This window comes from Polaribacter sp. R77954 (genome assembly GCF_044595335.1).
GTDB lineage: Bacteria > Bacteroidota > Bacteroidia > Flavobacteriales > Flavobacteriaceae > Polaribacter.
In genome coordinates, this window is record NZ_CP138992.1 from 1,085,712 (window position 1) to 1,104,918 (window position 19,207).

Annotated in this window: 17 protein-coding genes; 13 read left to right on the forward strand and 4 right to left on the reverse strand. The window is 30.4% G+C overall.

Features of this window, described 5'->3' with window-relative positions:
• Positions 1 to 93 precede the first annotated feature (93 nt).
• The 10 genes from SJY27_RS04720 to SJY27_RS04765 all read left to right on the forward strand — a co-directional run bounded on the left by SJY27_RS04720 (position 94) and on the right by SJY27_RS04765 (position 8,472).
• Positions 94 to 531: a hypothetical protein gene (locus tag SJY27_RS04720; RefSeq protein WP_397447110.1), complete on the forward strand. Its 438-nt coding sequence runs from the start codon at positions 94 to 96 to the stop codon at positions 529 to 531.
• Complete coding sequence (locus SJY27_RS04725; RefSeq protein WP_397447111.1) at positions 524 to 1,072, forward strand: YceI family protein; 549 nt, start codon at positions 524 to 526, stop codon at positions 1,070 to 1,072. The genes SJY27_RS04720 and SJY27_RS04725 overlap by 8 nt, the downstream gene beginning before the upstream one ends.
• On the forward strand, positions 1,062 to 1,973 hold the full coding sequence (locus SJY27_RS04730; RefSeq protein WP_397447112.1) for a DUF5777 family beta-barrel protein: 912 nt from the start codon (positions 1,062 to 1,064) through the stop codon (positions 1,971 to 1,973). Before SJY27_RS04725 ends, SJY27_RS04730 begins: the two co-directional genes overlap by 11 nt.
• Positions 1,974 to 2,151: 178 nt before the next feature.
• Positions 2,152 to 3,462: an aminotransferase class III-fold pyridoxal phosphate-dependent enzyme gene (locus SJY27_RS04735; RefSeq protein ID WP_397447113.1), complete on the forward strand. Its 1,311-nt coding sequence runs from the start codon at positions 2,152 to 2,154 to the stop codon at positions 3,460 to 3,462.
• 12 nt (positions 3,463 to 3,474) lie between these two features.
• Positions 3,475 to 4,533 carry a GNAT family N-acetyltransferase gene (locus SJY27_RS04740; RefSeq protein WP_397447114.1) on the forward strand — a complete coding sequence of 353 codons (1,059 nt, stop codon included), beginning with the start codon at positions 3,475 to 3,477 and terminating at the stop codon, positions 4,531 to 4,533.
• 9 nt (positions 4,534 to 4,542) lie between these two features.
• A complete protein-coding gene (locus SJY27_RS04745) occupies positions 4,543 to 5,625 on the forward strand; it encodes a serine hydrolase domain-containing protein (RefSeq protein ID WP_397447115.1) in 1,083 nt (360 codons plus the stop codon).
• A gap of 439 nt (positions 5,626 to 6,064) precedes the next feature.
• Positions 6,065 to 6,439: a hypothetical protein gene (locus SJY27_RS04750; RefSeq protein WP_397447116.1), complete on the forward strand. Its 375-nt coding sequence runs from the start codon at positions 6,065 to 6,067 to the stop codon at positions 6,437 to 6,439.
• Between the two features lie 46 nt (positions 6,440 to 6,485).
• Positions 6,486 to 6,767: a hypothetical protein gene (locus SJY27_RS04755; RefSeq protein ID WP_397447117.1), complete on the forward strand. Its 282-nt coding sequence runs from the start codon at positions 6,486 to 6,488 to the stop codon at positions 6,765 to 6,767.
• Positions 6,768 to 6,892: 125 nt separating this feature from the next.
• Complete coding sequence (locus tag SJY27_RS04760; protein ID WP_397445156.1) at positions 6,893 to 8,029, forward strand: IS110 family transposase; 1,137 nt, start codon at positions 6,893 to 6,895, stop codon at positions 8,027 to 8,029.
• A 56-nt stretch (positions 8,030 to 8,085) separates the two neighbouring features.
• Positions 8,086 to 8,472, forward strand: a complete 387-nt coding sequence (locus SJY27_RS04765; protein WP_397447118.1) for a hypothetical protein — start codon at positions 8,086 to 8,088, stop codon at positions 8,470 to 8,472.
• A 354-nt stretch (positions 8,473 to 8,826) separates the two neighbouring features.
• On the opposite strand, the gene carB is transcribed toward SJY27_RS04765, so the two are convergent.
• From carB to SJY27_RS04780, 3 genes are all read right to left on the reverse strand, one after another.
• Positions 8,827 to 11,682, reverse strand: a complete 2,856-nt coding sequence (gene carB, locus SJY27_RS04770) for a carbamoyl-phosphate synthase large subunit (RefSeq protein ID WP_397447119.1) — start codon at positions 11,680 to 11,682, stop codon at positions 8,827 to 8,829.
• 107 nt (positions 11,683 to 11,789) lie between these two features.
• The gene (gene rpmH, locus SJY27_RS04775; protein ID WP_223445638.1) at positions 11,790 to 11,951 is read right to left on the reverse strand and encodes a 50S ribosomal protein L34; all 162 of its coding nucleotides are present in this window, start codon (positions 11,949 to 11,951) and stop codon (positions 11,790 to 11,792) included.
• 123 nt (positions 11,952 to 12,074) lie between these two features.
• Complete coding sequence (locus SJY27_RS04780) at positions 12,075 to 12,737, reverse strand: hypothetical protein (RefSeq protein ID WP_397447120.1); 663 nt, start codon at positions 12,735 to 12,737, stop codon at positions 12,075 to 12,077.
• Positions 12,738 to 12,860: 123 nt separating this feature from the next.
• Here SJY27_RS04780 and SJY27_RS04785 point away from each other — a divergent pair, with 123 nt between their 5' ends.
• The 3 genes from SJY27_RS04785 to SJY27_RS04795 all read left to right on the forward strand — a co-directional run bounded on the left by SJY27_RS04785 (position 12,861) and on the right by SJY27_RS04795 (position 18,177).
• Entirely contained in the window at positions 12,861 to 14,474 is a 1,614-nt protein-coding gene (locus tag SJY27_RS04785) for a CTP synthase (protein WP_397447121.1), read from the forward strand.
• 272 nt (positions 14,475 to 14,746) lie between these two features.
• Positions 14,747 to 16,624, forward strand: a complete 1,878-nt coding sequence (yidC, locus tag SJY27_RS04790) for a membrane protein insertase YidC (protein ID WP_397447122.1) — start codon at positions 14,747 to 14,749, stop codon at positions 16,622 to 16,624.
• A gap of 122 nt (positions 16,625 to 16,746) precedes the next feature.
• Positions 16,747 to 18,177 (forward strand): pyridoxal phosphate-dependent decarboxylase family protein, encoded by a 1,431-nt coding sequence (locus SJY27_RS04795; RefSeq protein ID WP_397447123.1) that lies wholly within the window; start codon positions 16,747 to 16,749, stop codon positions 18,175 to 18,177.
• 1 nt (position 18,178) lies between these two features.
• Here the strand turns inward: SJY27_RS04795 and SJY27_RS04800 are convergent, their stop codons facing one another.
• On the reverse strand, positions 18,179 to 19,180 hold the full coding sequence (locus SJY27_RS04800; protein ID WP_397447124.1) for a N(4)-(beta-N-acetylglucosaminyl)-L-asparaginase: 1,002 nt from the start codon (positions 19,178 to 19,180) through the stop codon (positions 18,179 to 18,181).
• Positions 19,181 to 19,207: the final 27 nt, after the last annotated feature.

Consider the following 19,207-nt stretch of genomic DNA (forward strand, 5'->3'; position numbering starts at 1 on the left):
TTTTAACAAAGAAAACTTCCTCTTCACCTTATTTTTTTCCTTTTCAATGGCTTTTGTTTTCTAAACACAATAGTTTTTATTTTCTTTGAGTACATGATAACTCAAAAAAAGTTTTTTATAATTGTTATTCTTTCAGCCCTGGTTTATGTGGGGTACTTTGCATGGAGTGCTACTACCCATTCTTCTAATTTAAGTTTAGAAAACAAAAAAGCCAAAATTAACATCAGTGCTAATAATTTACTGAATAATTATAATACTAATGAAGACCAAGCAAACCAATTGTATTCTGGAAAAATTATACAAATTACGGGCACTATAAAAGATATTACTTTTTTAAATGATAGAACAACCATAATTTTAAACACGCAATCTAAAGATTTTGGTGTAATTTGTGACCTTAACAAAAATCAAGAAAACAACATAAAAAACCTCTATAAAAATCAAAATATCATTGTAAAAGGCGTTTGCAAAGGTTATTTAAAAGATGTTATTTTATTGAACTGTACCATTGAACAAGAAACAAATGAATAAAATATTACCAGTCTTATTGCTGTTTTTTTCTTTTGCTGATTTAGATGTAAAACAAAATCAATTTATTGCTAGGCAAGGCCAAATTTCTTTTTTTAGTTATACTTCTGTTGAAAATATTGAAGCTAAAAATAACCAAGTACTAAGTATTTTAGACATCGAAAAAGAAGAAATTGCCATTAGTATGTTAATGCGTGCTTTCGTATTTAAGAAAGATTTAATGTACGAGCATTTTAATGAAAGTTATATTGAGTCTGATTTGTATCCGAAAGCTAATTTTGAAGGTAAAATCATTGATTTTGATGCAAAATCAAAAGAACAGCAAACTAAAATAATTAGAGGTCAATTAACCATTCACGGCATTACAAAAGAACTAGACATTAAAGCTTCTATTGCAAACAGCAATGGAAATTATATATTATCAGGAGAATTTGATATTTCAGTAAAAGATTTTGAGATTAAAATTCCGCCAATTTTAGCAAGTAATATTGCCAAAACCATTTCTATTCAATTTTTATTTCAATACCAGCCTTATGAAGAATAAAAACATTGCTCAATTTTTTGTGTTACTTTTTATAATGATGGGTTTTAAAGCAAATGCACAAAGCTTATTAGATAAATTGAACGACGAGTTTCCTGATAAACCCGTTTACGAAATTGCAACATTTAAAACCACACGAATTGGTTTAGGGCAAGCCATAGAAACACGTAAAAAAGGTGCTTTAGAATTTTCTTTGTACAACCGATATTGGAACATCCCAAATTTTGAAGGACAACGTTTTTTAGCTGATGTGGTAAGCACACGTTATGGCTTAGATTATGCCTTTTCTGATAATTTTACTGTGGGCTTAGGCTATACCAATCACGATAAAATTACAGACGGATTTTTAAAATATAAACTTCTTAAACAACGTAGAAATTCTAAAAAAATGCCTTTTAGTATAACTTTAGTACAAGCCCTATCTCATCGAAAAGTAGAAAACACCAATGGCAATATTTACCAACAAACAACAAGTTCTTCAGATAAATATGCCTTTACAAGTCAAATTTTAATTGCTAGAAAAATAAATACAGACATATCCTTACAAATTTCACCTACGTTTATACACCGAGAAGAAAATTCGTTAACAAACGATCCAAACAATCAATTTGCGGTTGCTTTTGGAGGTAGACATAAAATTAGCAATCACGCGGCTATTGTTTCTGAATATTTTTATGTGGCAAACCCTTTAAAAACTATTGAAACCTATAATGTATTTATGGTAGGTGTAAATTGGGAAATAGGCGATTTATTACTCCAATTTCAAATGACGAATGCCAGAAATTTTGCTGAGGATACTTTTATTACACAAACCAGAAATAACTTTAATGCTAAAGATGGTAATTTCCATTTTGGGTTTAATGCAACTTGGGTGTTGCAAACCAAAAAGAAAAAGTTGAAATAATCTATATCTTTCTTTTTACACATACTTTAAGTAAAAAAACTTAATTTAGCAAAACTTGATTATTAAAGCTAATAATCTTGATTCGCTTATTATTCCTTTTTATTTTTATCACACTATTCCCTCTCGATTAACATGATTTTTATATAAATCACATTATATACCTATTATTATACTATTTATGAGTCATAAATTATCTCAAAAAAACTCGCTTACAAAAGAACATACACAAAATTACAGACAATATTTTGCTTTAAACAGAAATGCAGCAGGTTTTACAATAAAAAAGAAGGAGCTTATTTACACTTTAATTTCTGACAAATCTGATGGAGCCTTTATTTGGGATATTGACAATAATAAGTATATAGATCTCACCATGGGCTTTGGCTCTATTCTTTTTGGTCATAATTACCGACCGATTCGTAAGGAAATTGAAAACCAACTAACTAAAAGTTGGTCTGTTGGACCAATTTCATCTTTAGCAGGAATTTTAGCAGAAAAAATTACCATTGCTACAAAGACAGAAAGAGTTGCTTTTTTTAATTCTGGTACAGAAGCAATTATGGTTGCGCTAAGAATAGCAAAAGCAGCAACAAAAAAAAATCGTATTGTTTTTTTTAAAGGAGCTTATCATGGAACATTTGATTCTTTACTTACCTTAAAAAGTGATCAAGAAACCAAAATAGCCAAAGAATCTATTCCAGGAATTACTCAAAATATTTTAAATGAATCCTATTTTTTTGAATATGGCTCTGATGAATCTCTAGAGTTTATTAAAAACAATAAAGATGAAATAGCTGCTGTACTTGTTGAACCTGTTCAAAGCAGAAACCCAAGTTTTCAACCCATTGATTTTTTAAAAGAACTACGAAAAATTACAGCACAAAGTGATATTGCTCTTATTTTTGATGAAGTAATTACTGGTTTTAGAATTGATATTGGGGGTTGCCAAAAAAAGTTTGATATACAAGCAGATATTGTTACTTATGGAAAAGTAATCGGTGGTGGTTTACCTATTGGTATTGTAGCTGGTAAATCGAAATTTTTAGACGCTATTGATGGTGGTTTCTGGCAATATGGAGATGAATCAATTCCGAAAGCAAAAGCAACTTTTGTGGCTGGTACATTTTGCCATCATCCATTAGCTATGGCAACTTCATTAAAGACATTAGAAATTTTAAACTCTACTAAAGGCGAGTTATTGATTGAAATAAATATGAGAACAACAAATTTCTGTGCTAGAATGAATGCTTTTTTTAAAGAAAAATTCCCTAAATTATCAATTGTTCATTTTGGGTCTTTATTTCGTTTTGTAACACCAGGGAAATATAAAGAACTTTACCATCATCTTCTTTTAAATGGGGTTTACATTTGGGAAGGTAGAAATTGTTTTTTCTCAGCAGCTCATTCTGATGATATTATTGTTTTATTAGAAGATAAAATTAAATTAAGTTGTAATCAATTGTTAGAAAACGGAATTATAAAAACTTAAGCATCATTTATTATGAAAAAAGAAATCTTATTTACTGAAGGAAAATACACCATACAAAGACATGAAGGAATACCTAAAGAAGCCATGCTCTTTTTAGATAGTATTGCTTGGGGAAATGAAGGTGCTATCTATGAACATAAAAATACAGAAGAACATATAAAACTGATAAAAAAACCAGTACTTCTCGCTATTTTTGAAGGTGAAAAAATAAGGGCAACTGCAGTTTTTAATATGACTAATGTTACTACTAATGGCGAGAATTTTAATTGTAATTATATAAGATATTTTGCTTCTTCAAAAGAGATACGTGGTAAAGGCGTTATGAAAAAATTTTCTATAAAAGTGATGGAATTAATTCGTGAAAAAGAAAAAGAAAAAACCATATACTTTGCTTGTATAGAAAAAGCAAACAAAAGCTCGTATAAGGTTGTAGAAAGTGCTGGCTATAATCCTTTAGGAACAGTAAAAACCGTAGGTTTTAGTCGTTTTTTCCCAAAAAAAGAAAAAAAAATTGCGCAAATAACTTCAAAAGAAGAAAAAGCAGAAGTACTCAATATTCTTCATAGCACATATAACAATCATACATTAACACAATTTGATTCTTTATTTATTAAAGATAATTATTTTGTAATTCGAGAAAAAGGAGAAATTATAGCCGGTTGTCAATACCATCGTGCACATTGGGTTATTAACAATATGAAAGGTTTTTCAGGAAAAATAGTAATGAACGTGGTTCCGCTTATACCAGTACTTAATAAATTATTTAATCCAAAAAAATTCGAGTTTTTAGCATTTGAAGGCCTTTATTTTAAACCTGGTTATGAACAACAATTATATGCTTTATTTGAAGGGTTACTGGCTAAAGAAAAATTAAAATCTTCGATGTTTTGGCTGGGGAAAACCTGTCCAATTCGCAAGAAAATTCTAGCCAAAGGTAAATTAGGGCTAATTCATTCGTTTATAAAAGATTCTGATGTAGAAATTATGACAGCTTATAAAAATATTGATGAAACTAAAATTGATAAATTAAAATCAAAACCAATATTTGCATCAGCTTTTGATTATATTTAAAATAAATTTATGAAACAATATGAAGATTTCGCGAATTTACTTATCAATTCTAATGGTGCTGTTCCCATTTATAACTGCCTTCTTCATATAAATAACGAAAATATCGATTATAAAATTGCTGTAGGTCAAATAGGCAATTCTAAAGAAAAATTATTGCATAACTCTCGTTTTAGAACAGGGAGTATTACTAAAATTTTTACGGCAACAATTATTCTTCAATTAATGGAGAAAAATCTTTTAAATTTGGAAGATAATTTTTTTGATCTTTTGCAAAGCAATGAACTAAAACAACTCGCATCAGAAATATTATTTTTTGACGGAATTAATTATTCTACACAAATAAAAGTAAAAGATTTACTACATCATAAAAGTGGTCTTAGAGATTATTATAGTGATGATGAAAGATTCTTTGCGCACATTAAGAAAAATCCAAATCAAAAGTGGAATTATAAAATTGTTTTAAAAAAATATTTTGAATTTGATTTGCATAAAAAGGGCGTCTCTAAGCCAAACGAACTCTTTTATTATTCTGATACAAACTATTTATTATTGGCAATTTTAATTGAAGAAGTAACCAACAAAAAGTATCATAAAGTATTAGAAGAAAATATTTTAAAACCGCTATCTCTTCATGACACATACTTAGAGTTTCATCAACATAAAAAAGGCAATACTCCTATTATATTTCCATATCATGGAACATATTCATTAAAAAACACAAACACTTCCTTTGATTGGGGAGGCGGAGGATTAATATCATCGACAGAAGATTTAACTGTTTTTATAAGATCGCTTTTCACTGGTAAATTATTTACTGATAAAAAAACACTTCAAAAAATGATGAATTTTGAGGACTGTGCAATTGACGCAATTCCCAAAAAAAGAAATATTGATTATGGAATTGGACTTCAACGAAAGAAAATAGGGAAACATAATTATATTGGACATAATAGTGCTTATGGAGGTATGGCTTTTTATAATTTAGAGACAGGTACTAGTTTTATCCTTACTATAAATCAAGTTTTAGCACCTCATAAAGCAGAATGGCTTTTAAAAAAATCAGTTGAGGCTTTTTTTTCTAATGAATACTAATAAAATTAGTAACAAACAAACAATTATAAAACGAGATTTACTTTTCTAAAAACTAGTAACTTTTATTTTGATTTTAATTCTACTTGAGTTTTTCAAATTAAAAAGAAAAAATTGAAATATAAAGTTTTTTCCTCTTGATTTCCTTGTAAAAAGGCGACCTTGCTTAACACCGGTTTAAACACATCAAAACCATATCATAGTATTATTAATTTAGCAATAATTTAGATTATAAACAACTAACTTGAATCAATTAATAACCAATTAAAGAGTTGTTCTTTTCATAATTAAAAATTACAGATTTTTTTAAAATATTCGCACAGCAATTGATTAACAAAGTACTAACCATAAAACAAAATTTAAAATGAAAAAACTATTACTAGCCGTCATAATTGGAACAATTGGACTTTCTGCCAACGCTCAGACATCAGAACAAAATGAAATGAGTAAAAACAGTATCTATTTCGATACTGGTTTAATTCCTGGTATTCACGCATTTGTTAATTATGAACGTAGTTTGTACCAAGGAAAAAAGGTCTCTTGGTATGGTAGAGCAGGGTTTGGATATGGTGGTATTCTTCTTGTTGATGGTGGATTTGGAGGATTAGGAGCAATAACAATGTTAACTGGAAAGAAAAATTCCCATTTTGAATTAAATACTGGTGTTTTCTCAGGGGTTAATACTGATGACTCAGATTCTGTTACTTTACCATTATTTGATGTTGGATATCGTTATCAAAAACCTGAAGGAGGATTTGTTTTTAAGGCAAAAATAGGGATTCTTGGAATTGGAATTGGTTTAGGATATGCATTTTAATATCACAATTAAAAAATAACAAATAACGCTTGAAAAATCAACAATTATGAAAAAAATACTATTCCTAATTTTTACATTACTACTACTAAATACTTTAAAAGCACAAAATGGTTTTGAAACACAAGTAAGTTTAGGTCTTCCAAGTAACACTTTAAGTAAGGAAACATCTTCATTCAATGCAGCATTAAATCTGGGCTCATATCTTTGTTATATTCAAAGATATCTAAATTTTCTATCTTTAGAATTAGAAATTGATAAACAAGACCAAGTAGCAAAATTGTATCTGGGCGAAATACATCTGTTGATGATATTGTGGACTTTAGGCTAATCTACTTGGTTTTAATTACATTTAAGTTTCAATAGTACTTAAGCACTAGTTTTACAAATTAGATGCTGCATAAAAAATGAGCGAAGACCCTTGTAATTTTTTTGTTTATCCTAAAATATTAAAAGATGAATTTAAAGTATTCAGTAGGTTTAGATGTTTCGAGTAAAAAGATTGATGCTTGCATAAGCGTTATCGATCAAAGACAAAGAGTAATTGTAAAATCTAGCAAAAAGATTTTAAACACAAAAAAGGGATTTGAGGATTTAATAGTTTGGATTTTAAAACATCAAAAAGATTCGATTCCAGTAGTAATATGTATGGAAGCTACAGGTATTTATCACGAAAACTGTGCTTATTTTTTGCACGAAAAAGGATTTACAGTTTCTATTATTTTGCCAAATAAGGCAAAAAAATATTTAGACTGTTTGGGTTTAAAATCTAAAAACGATTCTATTGATGCCAAAGGATTATCACAAATGGGGGCTGAACAATGTTTACAAGCTTGGGAACCTATGGGTGTTTTTTTCTATGAATTGCGTTTGTTAACAAGACAGCGTCAAAATCTCACGGAATTAAAAACAATTATTAAAAATCAATTAGATGCTTTAAGTCACGCAATGCATCAGCTAGCTTCTGTCACAGCACAATTAAAAGAAAATATTAGTTTGTTTGAATCACAAATTAAAGAATTAGATAAAGCGATTTTAGGACATATAGCGTCTAATAAAGAAGTTTTAGAAAAAGTTGAAAATATTTGCACTATCAAAGGTTTAGGTATTTTAACAACTTCGGTAATTCTTGCAGAAACGAATGGATTTACACTCTTCAATAATTACAAACAAGTAGTCTCTTATGCAGGTTTTGATGTGGTTGAAGCACAATCTGGAACTAGAGTTGGAAAGACAAAAATATCGAAAAGAGGAAATTCCAGAATCCGACGAGCCTTGTATATGCCTTCTTTAGTTGTTATTCAATGTGAAGTACAACAATTTAAAGATTTATATGATAGAACTTATAAAAAGCACGGAATTAAGATGAAAAGCTATGTTGCTGTTCAGAAAAAGCTATTAACAATGATTTATTATTTATGGAACAAAAACGAAGCTTATGATCCAAACTATAAGGTGAAATTCCAAGAAGAGGAGCAGGAGCTTTACTCTCTGTTTGCCTTTGAAAAAGGCATAAAAAGTAGCCCCAATAAAATTGAGGCTACACAAGGTAAACTTCCAGTGAATGATCACAGTGTGTTTCCTCTCTGTTAAAACAAAAATAATGAAAAATTAATAGAATAAAATTAGGAATTAAAGATAGTACCTATATGTTTTCTACAAAAAATGATGATCTTGAAGATGATGACTTTGACTTGTCTTTAAATTCACCAACTTCATGGCAATATGGTATTTCTGTTGGCTACTCATATACAATCAGAGATAAAATTTATGATAATTTACAGTTATTACCAATTTCAGCTGTTGTACGAATGTACTATCTTAGCTTTTTTTCGCTTGGTATGGCAGCGGGTTATGATGTAGATTTAAAATCTGATCCTGAGAATAGCGGAATGTTTGGTGAAGCTACCCTTGGTATAGGTGTTCCTCAGGGTTCATTCTTTTTTGCAGTAAAAGGAAATATCTTTGATAAAAACACACCATTGTCGTCGACAATGTCGATTGGTTTAAGATTATTACTTGTGAAGCAAAAATAATAAACTCAGGATTTAATCAATCCTGAGTTTTTGAAACTTACACACTTTATGAGACAGTGACAAAAAATACTTAGAAATTAATAAGAACCAAATACCAATTATCTTCGAATTAACGTTAATTCCAAATCTGAATGATTCTTTTATATTAAGATGGTTTATGGAAGTTGAAATTGGCAAAAACTATTGTCTTATAAAATTAATTTCTAATGCAAGCTTACTAACAAAAATCATTATGAACTTTATGTCTGCTATTTATTTGCTAACTTTTCTCATATAACAAAGTTAGCTACTAATAAAAAACCTCCAATTCAAAAAAAGAATTGGAGGTTTTTCAATATTAATATGTAAGTAACTTTACTTATTCAAATACATTTTACGTCTCGAATATAAATCGTAAAACGCATCATCTTTTAAACTATCAATAAATAAAATGCTTTCTCCTGTAGATTTCATTTCTGGTCCTAGTTTCTTATTGACATTCGGAAACTTATTGAAAGAGAAAACCGGTTGCTTAATGGCAAAACCTTCTAATTGCGGATTGAAATTAAAGTCAGTTACTTTATTATGCCCCAACATTACTTTAGTCGCATAATTTACATAAGGTTCTTTGTATGCCTTTGCAATAAAAGGTACCGTTCTAGAAGCTCTTGGGTTGGCTTCAATAATATAAACGATATCGTTTTTTATGGCAAATTGAATGTTAATTAAACCTACCGTTTTTAATTCTCTTGCAATAGTATGTGTGTGATCTTTAATTTGTTGCATTACAAATTCGCCTAAATTAAAGGCTGGTAACGTAGCATTAGAATCGCCTGAGTGAATTCCACAAGGTTCTATATGCTCCATAATTCCGATGATATATACATTGCCATCAGCATCACAAATTGCATCTGCTTCTGCTTCAATTGCACCATCTAAATAATGGTCTAACAACAATTTGTTATTTGGTATTTTACGTAATAAATCTACTACATGTTCTACCAATTCTTCTTTGTTGATGACAATTTTCATTCCTTGACCACCTAATACATAAGAAGGTCTTACTAAAATTGGAAAATCTAATTGATCTGCCAATGCTAAAGCTTCGTCTGCATTTTCTGCCACACCAAACTCTGGATAAGGAATGTTATTTTCTTTTAATAAAGTAGAGAATCTACCTCTATCTTCTGCAATATCTAAAGCTTCAAAAGAAGTTCCTATAATTTTAATGCCGTATTTGGTTAACTTTTCTGCTAATTTTAGTGCAGTTTGTCCACCTAATTGAACAATTACACCTTCTGGTTTTTCGTGTCTGATGATATCGTAAATGTGTTCCCAAAACACAGGTTCGAAATATAATTTATCAGCTGTATCAAAATCCGTAGAAACAGTTTCAGGATTACAGTTGATCATAATAGTTTCGTAACCACATTCTGCAGCTGCTAAAACTCCATGCACACAACAATAATCGAACTCAATTCCTTGTCCAATTCTATTTGGTCCAGAACCTAAAACAACTATTTTCTTTTTATCCGTAACTATACTTTCGTTTGCGATTACGATATCTCCATTAGGCGTTTCGATCTCATTTTCGAAAGTTGAATAATAATAAGGTGTTTTTGCTTTAAATTCGGCAGCACAAGTATCTACTAATTTAAAAACACGTTGCACTTTTAGTTCGTCTCTTTTAGCATAAACTTCACTTTCTAAACAATCTAGCATGTGTGCTATTTGTCTATCTCCATAACCTTTTTGTTTGGCTTCTAAAAGTAAATCTCTTTGAATAGTGTCTATAGTGTATGTAGATATTTCTTTTTGCAATTGAAATAACTCTTCATATTGCTTTAAATACCACATGTCTATTTTAGTGATAGCATAGATTTTGCTTAAAGGAATCCCCATAGCAATGGCATCATAAATGGCAAAAACACGATCCCAACTTGCGTTGGTTAATTTTTCTATAATTTCATTGTAATTGGTATATCCTTTACCATCTGCCCCCAATCCATTTCTTTTAATTTCAAGAGATTGTGTTGCTTTGTGTAATGCTTCTTGAAAAGAACGTCCAATACCCATTACCTCTCCTACAGCTTTCATTTGTAAACCTAGAGTTCTGTCTGAACCTTCAAATTTATCAAAATTCCAACGTGGTATTTTAACAATCACATAGTCTAAAGTTGGCTCAAATAAAGCTGATGTAGATTTTGTAATTCCGTTTTCTAATTCATCTAAAGAATAACCAATAGCTAATTTTGTAGCCACTTTTGCAATAGGATAACCAGTTGCTTTACTTGCTAATGCAGACGAGCGTGAAACTCGCGGATTAATTTCAATAGCAATAATTTCTTCCTTTTCATCTGGAGAAACTGCAAATTGTACATTACAACCGCCTTCAAAATCGCCAATAGAACGCATCATATGTATAGCCATATCACGCATTTTTTGATAAGTTTTGTCAGAAAGTGTCATTGCAGGAGCTACTGTTATAGAATCTCCTGTATGAATACCCATAGGATCCATATTTTCGATAGAACAGATAATCACTACATTATCATTTTTATCACGCAATAATTCTAATTCGTACTCTTTCCAACCCATCATGGCTTTATCAATCATCACCTCATGAATTGGTGATGCTTCTAAACCTCTACTTAATAATTCATCAAAATCTTTTGGGTCATAAACGATTGAAGCTCCTGCCCCACCCAAAGTATAAGAAGAACGAATTACCAAAGGAAAACCAAACTCTTGTGCAATTTCTTTACCTTTTAAGAATGATGTTGCAGTTTCTTGAGGCGCCATTGGCACACCAATTTTACCCATCAATTCTCTAAACTGCTCTCTATCTTCTGTAACATTAATCGCATTAATATCAACACCAATCATTTTTACATCAAAGTCTTTCCAAATGCCTTTGTCATCTGCTTCAATACAAAGATTTAATGCAGTTTGACCACCCATTGTTGGCAAAACAGCATCGATTTGTGGATGCTCTTTTAAAATTTGAATGATAGACTTGGTGGTTAAAGGCAACAAATAGACGTGATCTGCCATTGATGGATCTGTCATAATAGTTGCTGGATTTGAGTTGATTAGAATAGTTTCTATTCCATCTTCTCGTAAAGAACGTAAAGATTGTGATCCAGAATAATCAAATTCGCAGGCTTGACCAATAACAATAGGGCCAGAACCAATAATTAAAATGGATTTAAGGTCTTCTCTTTTTGGCATTGTAAGTTGTTGTGTTTATTAGTGTTACAAAAATAAGTAGTGCTTAGGTATAAAAAAAGGTGTTACTTAAAAAGTAACACCTTATATATTAACAATTGTTAATCATTTTATTTTTTATGTCTAGTTTCAGTTGAAACAGATAATTTCTTTCTTCCTTTTGCTCTTCTACGAGCCAATACTTTTCTACCATTAGCAGAAGCCATTCTTTCCATGAAACCGTGTTTGTTTCTTCTCTTTCTCTTTGATGGTTGGTACGTTCTTTTTGGCATTATATGTATTTTTAAAAATCTTCTTAATTATTTTTTTGTTAACGATGTTACCTCGTTAAAAGCGTGGGCAAATATACAACTGTTTTTATTTATCACAAAAACAAAATGTAAAAAAAATTAAATTTATTTTATCCTTCTAAAAATTCTTTTAAAACACTTTTTTATTAATTGATTTTCACTTTTGTAAGTGGCTATTTTAAGGTTATCTTCATACTGATTTGTATCAAAATTAAAGTTTGGATTATCGTAAACCGAACTTTTGCAATTCAATTCTAGAGCAATTGTGTTGTTTTTTACATCAAAAATCTTTAAAAAAACAACAGAACCAGCCAAAACATTACTTTTATATTGTAAAGATTGATATTGTGGATAATATGGATTGTTTATTTGGCTAGCAGTTAATATTTTAGTGAGTACAATGTAATCTAAGTCTGTCGTTTTTTGCAAATTTTCTTTATATTCTTTAGACAAATCATAGTCAAGTGTAAAAGGAACAATTATTTTGCCATTTACATTCTTATAATTTTCTTTTAAATAGCTATTTTCTTTCAATTCTTCTTTAAAAAAAGCTACTAATTGCTCATTATAATCATCTGTGCTTTTTGCAATATAATGTAATTGTGTGGGGTTTACTAAATATTTTACATCTCTATTTTTGTCTAATTTAGATGTAAACCAAAGATTTTGGATTGTAAAATTAGCTGGTTTGCGTTCAAAATGTTTTGGAAATAAGAAAGAGCAACTGCTGAGTAAGCCAATGCTTAGTAAAATAAATGTTTTTTTCATAACTGCCATTTTATCAATAAGTATTCCAATTATAGCTCAATTTAATTATTTGTTTAGAATTATTCATCTTTTTATTTGCATTAAAACCTAGAGTTAGTACTTTTGCGCAAACCTAAAAGAACCATGCACAACACTAAATACGTTTTTGTAACAGGAGGCGTAACATCTTCACTTGGAAAAGGAATTATAGCAGCTTCATTAGCCAAATTATTACAAGAAAGAGGATTTTCTGTAACCATTCAAAAACTAGATCCATATATTAATATAGACCCAGGAACGTTAAACCCTTATGAACATGGCGAATGTTATGTTACTGATGATGGGGCTGAAACTGATTTAGATTTAGGGCACTATGAACGTTACTTAAACATACCAACCAGCCAAGCTAATAATGTTACTACAGGTAGAATTTATCAATCTGTAATAGACAAAGAGCGTAAAGGTGAATTCTTAGGAAAAACGGTACAGGTAATTCCGCACATTACTGATGAAATTAAACACCGAATTCAAATTTTAGGAGAAACTGGCGATTATGACATTGTTATTACCGAAATTGGAGGAACTGTTGGTGATATTGAATCTTTACCTTATGTAGAGTCTGTAAGACAAATGCTTTGGGAAAAAGGTGAAGATAACGCTATTGTAATTCACCTAACATTAATTCCATTTTTGGCTGCTGCAGGTGAGTTAAAAACAAAACCAACACAGCATTCTGTAAAAAGTTTAATGCAAAGTGGTGTGAGCCCTGATATATTGGTGTGTAGAACAGAACACCAAATTTCTGATGATATTAAACGTAAACTGGCATTATTTTGCAACGTAAAAAAAGAAGACGTTATTCAATCTATTGATGCTGAGACTATTTATGATGTACCTAATTTAATGTTAGAAGAAGGTTTAGACGAAGTAGTTTTAAAGAAACTGAAATTAACTTCGGATAAAAAACCAGAACTTAAAGTTTGGAATAACTTTTTAAGAAAACATAAAAATCCAAAATCGGAAGTAGAAATTGCCTTAATTGGTAAATATATTGAGTTGCAAGATTCTTATAAATCGATTACAGAAGCTTTTATTCACGCTGGTTCATCCAACGAAACGAAAGTAAATGTACGTTGGGTACATTCCGAAAGTTTATCGCCTGCTAATTATGAAGAAAAATTAAAAGGGGTAGATGGAGTTTTAGTTGCACCAGGTTTTGGAGACAGAGGTATTGATGGAAAAATAAAAGCAGTACAATATGCACGTGAAAACAATATTCCTTTTTTCGGAATTTGTTTAGGAATGCAAATGGCAGTTATAGAATATGCTAAAAATGTACTTGGTTTGGTAGATGCTTTTTCTACAGAAATGAAAAAGAATTGTAAAAATCCAGTCATCAACTTAATGGAAAGTCAAGAAGATGTTACTGACAAAGGAGGCACCATGCGTTTAGGAGCTTGGAACTGTAAATTATCTAAAGATTCTAAAATCTATGATGCATATCAGCAAGAAATGATTAGCGAACGTCACAGACATCGTTATGAGTTTAATAGCGATTATAAAGATCAAATTGAACTAAAAGGAATGAAAGCTACAGGTGTTAACCCAAGAACTGGTTTAGTAGAAGTGGTAGAAATTCCTAAACATCCATGGTTTGTTGGTGTACAATATCACCCAGAATATAAAAGTACTGTTTTAAAACCACATCCTTTATTTGTTAGTTTTATTAAAGCGGCTTTAAAATATTCTAACCAATAAAAAATTAATAGGTCAGTTAGGTATTCAAAAAAAAAACTAAACCGTATTTTAGGAATACCCAACTGACATTTTTTTGTTGTTAAAAATAATTGCTGAATTGCCTTTGATACTTTAAAGCCCTTTAGCATAAAAATGGAATAGGATTTGAACTACATAAAAGGATAAAATTTAAAGCCCTAAAATCATATTAAAAAAGGGTTTTTAACTACATTTGTCGCGTTTTTATCAAGAAACTTTCTTGAGCTAATGACAAATTGACATTTAATTTACACATGGAACAAAAAAAATTCGATTACAATTCTTTTATTGGAATGATTCTGCTTGGTGGAATCATGTTATGGTATTTTGGTACTAACAAACCTGAAATTGAGCCTGAGCAAACTACTACAGAACAAGTAGTTAAAGCTAATGCAGACAAAGCAAATACAGCTTTTGAAGCAAAACCAACTTTTGCTAACGATTCTTTAAAACAAATTGCATTAACCAATAAACTTGGCGCTTTTGCTCAAAGTGCTATTAATGGTTCTGAAGGAACTACAGCAATAGAAAATGAGTTGCTAAAATTAACCATTGATAATAAAGGTGGACAAATTGTTAAAGCATTAGTGAAAAATTATAAAACCTATGATTCACTTCCTTTATATTTAATAAAAGAAAATAATGCTTCTTTTAACATCAACTTTGGTACTACAGACAACCGAATTTTAAATACTAAAGATTTATTTTTTGAGCCTACATTTACTAAAAATGGTGACAATCAAGTGCTATCTATGAAACTAAAAGTTTCTGATACTCAATTTTTAGAATATAGATATGAAATTAAACCAGACAATTATATGGTTGATTTTTCTGTACGTTCTCCAGGTTTAAGCAATGTGATTAACACCTCTAACCCTATTAATTTAGATTGGACTTTAATAGGATTTAGAAATGAAAAGAGCATCAAAACAGAAAACACGATGTATTCTCATTTTTACTATAAAGCTGATGGAGAAGTTGATGATTTAGGAGCAGGTAATACAGAAGTAATAAATAATGTAAATTGGGTAGCGTATAAACAACATTTCTTTACATCAAATTTGTTGACAAATACACCATTTAACAATGCAACAATTACTTCTACTGATTTAGTGAAAGATGAAAAAATAGACACTGTTTTTACGAAAAAATATGAATTAAAAACTCCTTTAACACTAACTAACGGAGAATTAAATTATAATATGAAATGGTTTTATGGACCAAGCGATTATAATTTATTAAGTAGTGATGCTTATGCAGCCACAGATTTAGATGAAATTGCAGATTTGGGCTGGGGAATTTTTGGTTTTTTAAACAGAACCGTTTTTTATCCTGTTTTTAATCTTTTAAAAGGATTTTTATCAAACTACGGATTAATTATTATTTTGATGACCATTGTTGTACGTATTATTATGTCTCCATTGGTATACAAATCTTATGTATCTAGTGCAAAAATGAAGGTGATAAGACCAGAATTAACTGCATTAAATGAAAAATATCCTGGAAAAGAAAATGCAATGAAGCGTCAGCAAGAAACCATGGCTATTCAACGAAAAGCAGGGGTTAGCATGCTTTCTGGTTGTATACCAGCACTATTGCAAATGCCCGTTTTCTTTGCCTTGTTTAAATTTTTTCCTACAAATTTAGCTTTAAGACAAGAAAGTTTTTTATGGGCACCAGATTTATCATCTTATGATATCATCTTTAAACTTCCTTTTAATGTTCCTTTTTACGGAGACCACGTAAGTTTGTTTCCAATTTTAGCTTCTGTAGCCATTTTCTTTTACATGAAAATGAACCAAAGCCAGCAAGCAAATATGCAAGCACCTACTCAAGAAGGCATGCCAGATATGAGTAAAATGATGAAGTATATGATTTACTTCTCTCCTATTATGATGCTATTTTTCTTTAACAATTATGCAAGTTCTTTGAGTTTGTATTACTTTATTTCTAACTTATTAACTATTACAATAATGTTAGTTATTAAAAATTATGTTATTGATGAAGATAAAATTCATGCACAAATAGAAGAAAACAAAAAACGTCCTGAAAAAGCGAAAAGTAAATTCAGACAACGTATTGATACTGCTATGAAACAAGCACAAGAGCAACAAGCAAAACAAAAAAAGTAACTAATTTTGCCTTAAGATAATTTAAAGCCCAAAACAGTATTGTTTTGGGCTTTTTTGATGATTTTTATCACCCTAAATATAGATAGCAAATCGTATTTTTGTAACCCAAAATTTAAGCATTTATGCAATCAAATCGTACACTAACGCTTTCGGAAGAAGAAATGAGAGCTTATGGTTATAAAGTAGTAGACACTATAGTAAATCACTTTAAAAATCAACATAAAAAAGATCCTATTTTTAATGCGAGCAGACAAGAAATGGATTCTTTATTTTTAGAACAAGCTCCAGAAGAAGGTAAAGACAGTAAAGAAGTTTTAGATTTTGTAATTGACAATGTTTTAGAAGCTACAGATATTTTATCGCACCCAAAGTCTTATTCTTTTGTTCCAGGGCCAAGCAACTATATTAGTGCAATGTCAGATACTTTAGCAACTGGGTTTAATATTTTTTCTGGTGGATGGGTAAATGCACCAGCTGCAGCAGAATTAGAAATTGTAACCATAAATTGGCTTTTAAAATTGTTTAAATTTCCTACCAAAAAAGGAGGAGGTATTTTTACAAGTGGTGGCTCTATGGCTAACTTAACAGCCTTAGTTACTGCCCGCAGACAAAAATGTGGTGATGATTTTTCTAAGGCAATAATTTACTTGTCTGACCAAACGCATTCGTCAAACATTAAAGCCATAAGAACCATTGGTTTTCGTAAAGAGCAAATACGAATTATACCTACAGATATAGAGTTTAAAGTGTCTATAAACAAACTTAAAAATGCTATAGCCAAAGACAAATTAGAAGGCTTACAACCTTTTTGTTTAATTGGTACTGCTGGTGCAACCAACACAGGCACTGTAGATCCGCTAGTGGCCATGAGTAAAATTTGTAAAGAAGAAAATATTTGGTTTCATGTTGATGCTGCTTATGGAGGTGCTGCTATTTTGGCAAAAAATGGGCATCAACTTTTAAAAGGAATACAAAAAGCAGATTCTATAACAGTAGATCCGCATAAATGGTTTTTTCAACCTTATGAAATGGGATGTTTGTTGGTTAGAAATCACAAATGGTTGAGCGAAACATTTACTGAAAAACCAGAGTATTTAAGAGATATTGAAGGCAATACCTCTGAGATAAATTTTTACGACCATGGAATACAATTGACAAGACGTTTTAGAGCTTTAAAATTTTACATGTCTATTAAAACATTTGGTTTACAATCTTTTAGAGAGGCTATTGATTATTCTATTGAATTGGCAGAAAAAACAGAAACTTTTTTAAGAAAAAGTGCCAATTGGGAAATTGTAGCTCCTGCTACTCTGGGTATTATTAATTTTAGGTACAATCCTATTGTAAAAAAACTATCAGAAACGGCTTTAGATCATCTCAATCAGAAAATATCTCAAGAAATTATAAATGCTAAAGAAGCCATGTTAGTGACAACAGTATTACAAAAACAGATTGTATTGCGCATGTGCTTAATAAATCCTAGAACTACTTTTAATGATGTAAAACAAACCTTAGAACAATGTGAAATTTTTGGAAGAAAACTGACTGAATAAATTAGACTTTGTTATAAAAATCTGATGGAATATTTTTATTTTCTTTGTTCTTGTATAAATTATAACTAAAATATTTGTGAATGGAATAGGCGCCTGTTTCTCCTTTTTTATTTACGGCAATATAACCTACTTGAAAGTTTCTAAAATCTTTGCCAGGTTTATTAACTATTCTACCAATTGCTTCTTCACAGGCCTTTTGAGGAGATTTACCTTGACGCATTAATTCTACAATTAAAAAGCTACCTACAGTTTTTAAAACTTCTTCTCCTAAACCAGTTGCAGAGGCACCACCAACTTCATTATCAACAAAAAGTCCTCCTCCAATTATTGGAGAATCTCCTACTCTTCCTGGCATTTTATAGGCCAAGCCACTTGTGGTACAAGCACCAGAGATATTTCCTTTTTTATCAATAGCCAACATTCCAATGGTATCGTGATTTTCTATATTGATAATCGGTTTATACTCTGATTTTTCTTTCCATTTTTGCCAAGCTTTTTTAGAGGCTTCAGTTAGTAGATTTTCTCTTTTAAAACCTTTAGCAACTGCAAATTGTTCTGCACCATCACCTACAAGCATAACATGTGGGGTATCTTCCATAACTTTTCTAGCCACAGAAATTACATGTTTAATGTTTTTTACTCCTAACACTGCACCATAATCTCCTTTATCATTCATAATGCAAGCGTCTAAAGTAACGTTTCCATCTCTATCTGGTAAGCCACCTTTACCAACAGATTTTCCTTTTTCATTCGCTTCTTCTATTCTACATCCTTGTTCTACAGCATCTAAAGCGTTGCCTCCTTTTTCTAAAACTTTAGCTGCTGTTTCCACTGCTAAATCGGTTTTCCAAGTTGCAATAACCATGGGTTTTACCCCATCAGCAACTGCAATTACTTTCTTATTTCTTGCTAAAGGTTCATCACAATGTGTTAACACCGAAGAAACTGTTACCAAACCCAAACCTGTAACTGAGGCTTTTTTAATGAAGTTTCTTCTTTTCATAACGTTATAATTTAATGTATCTAAATG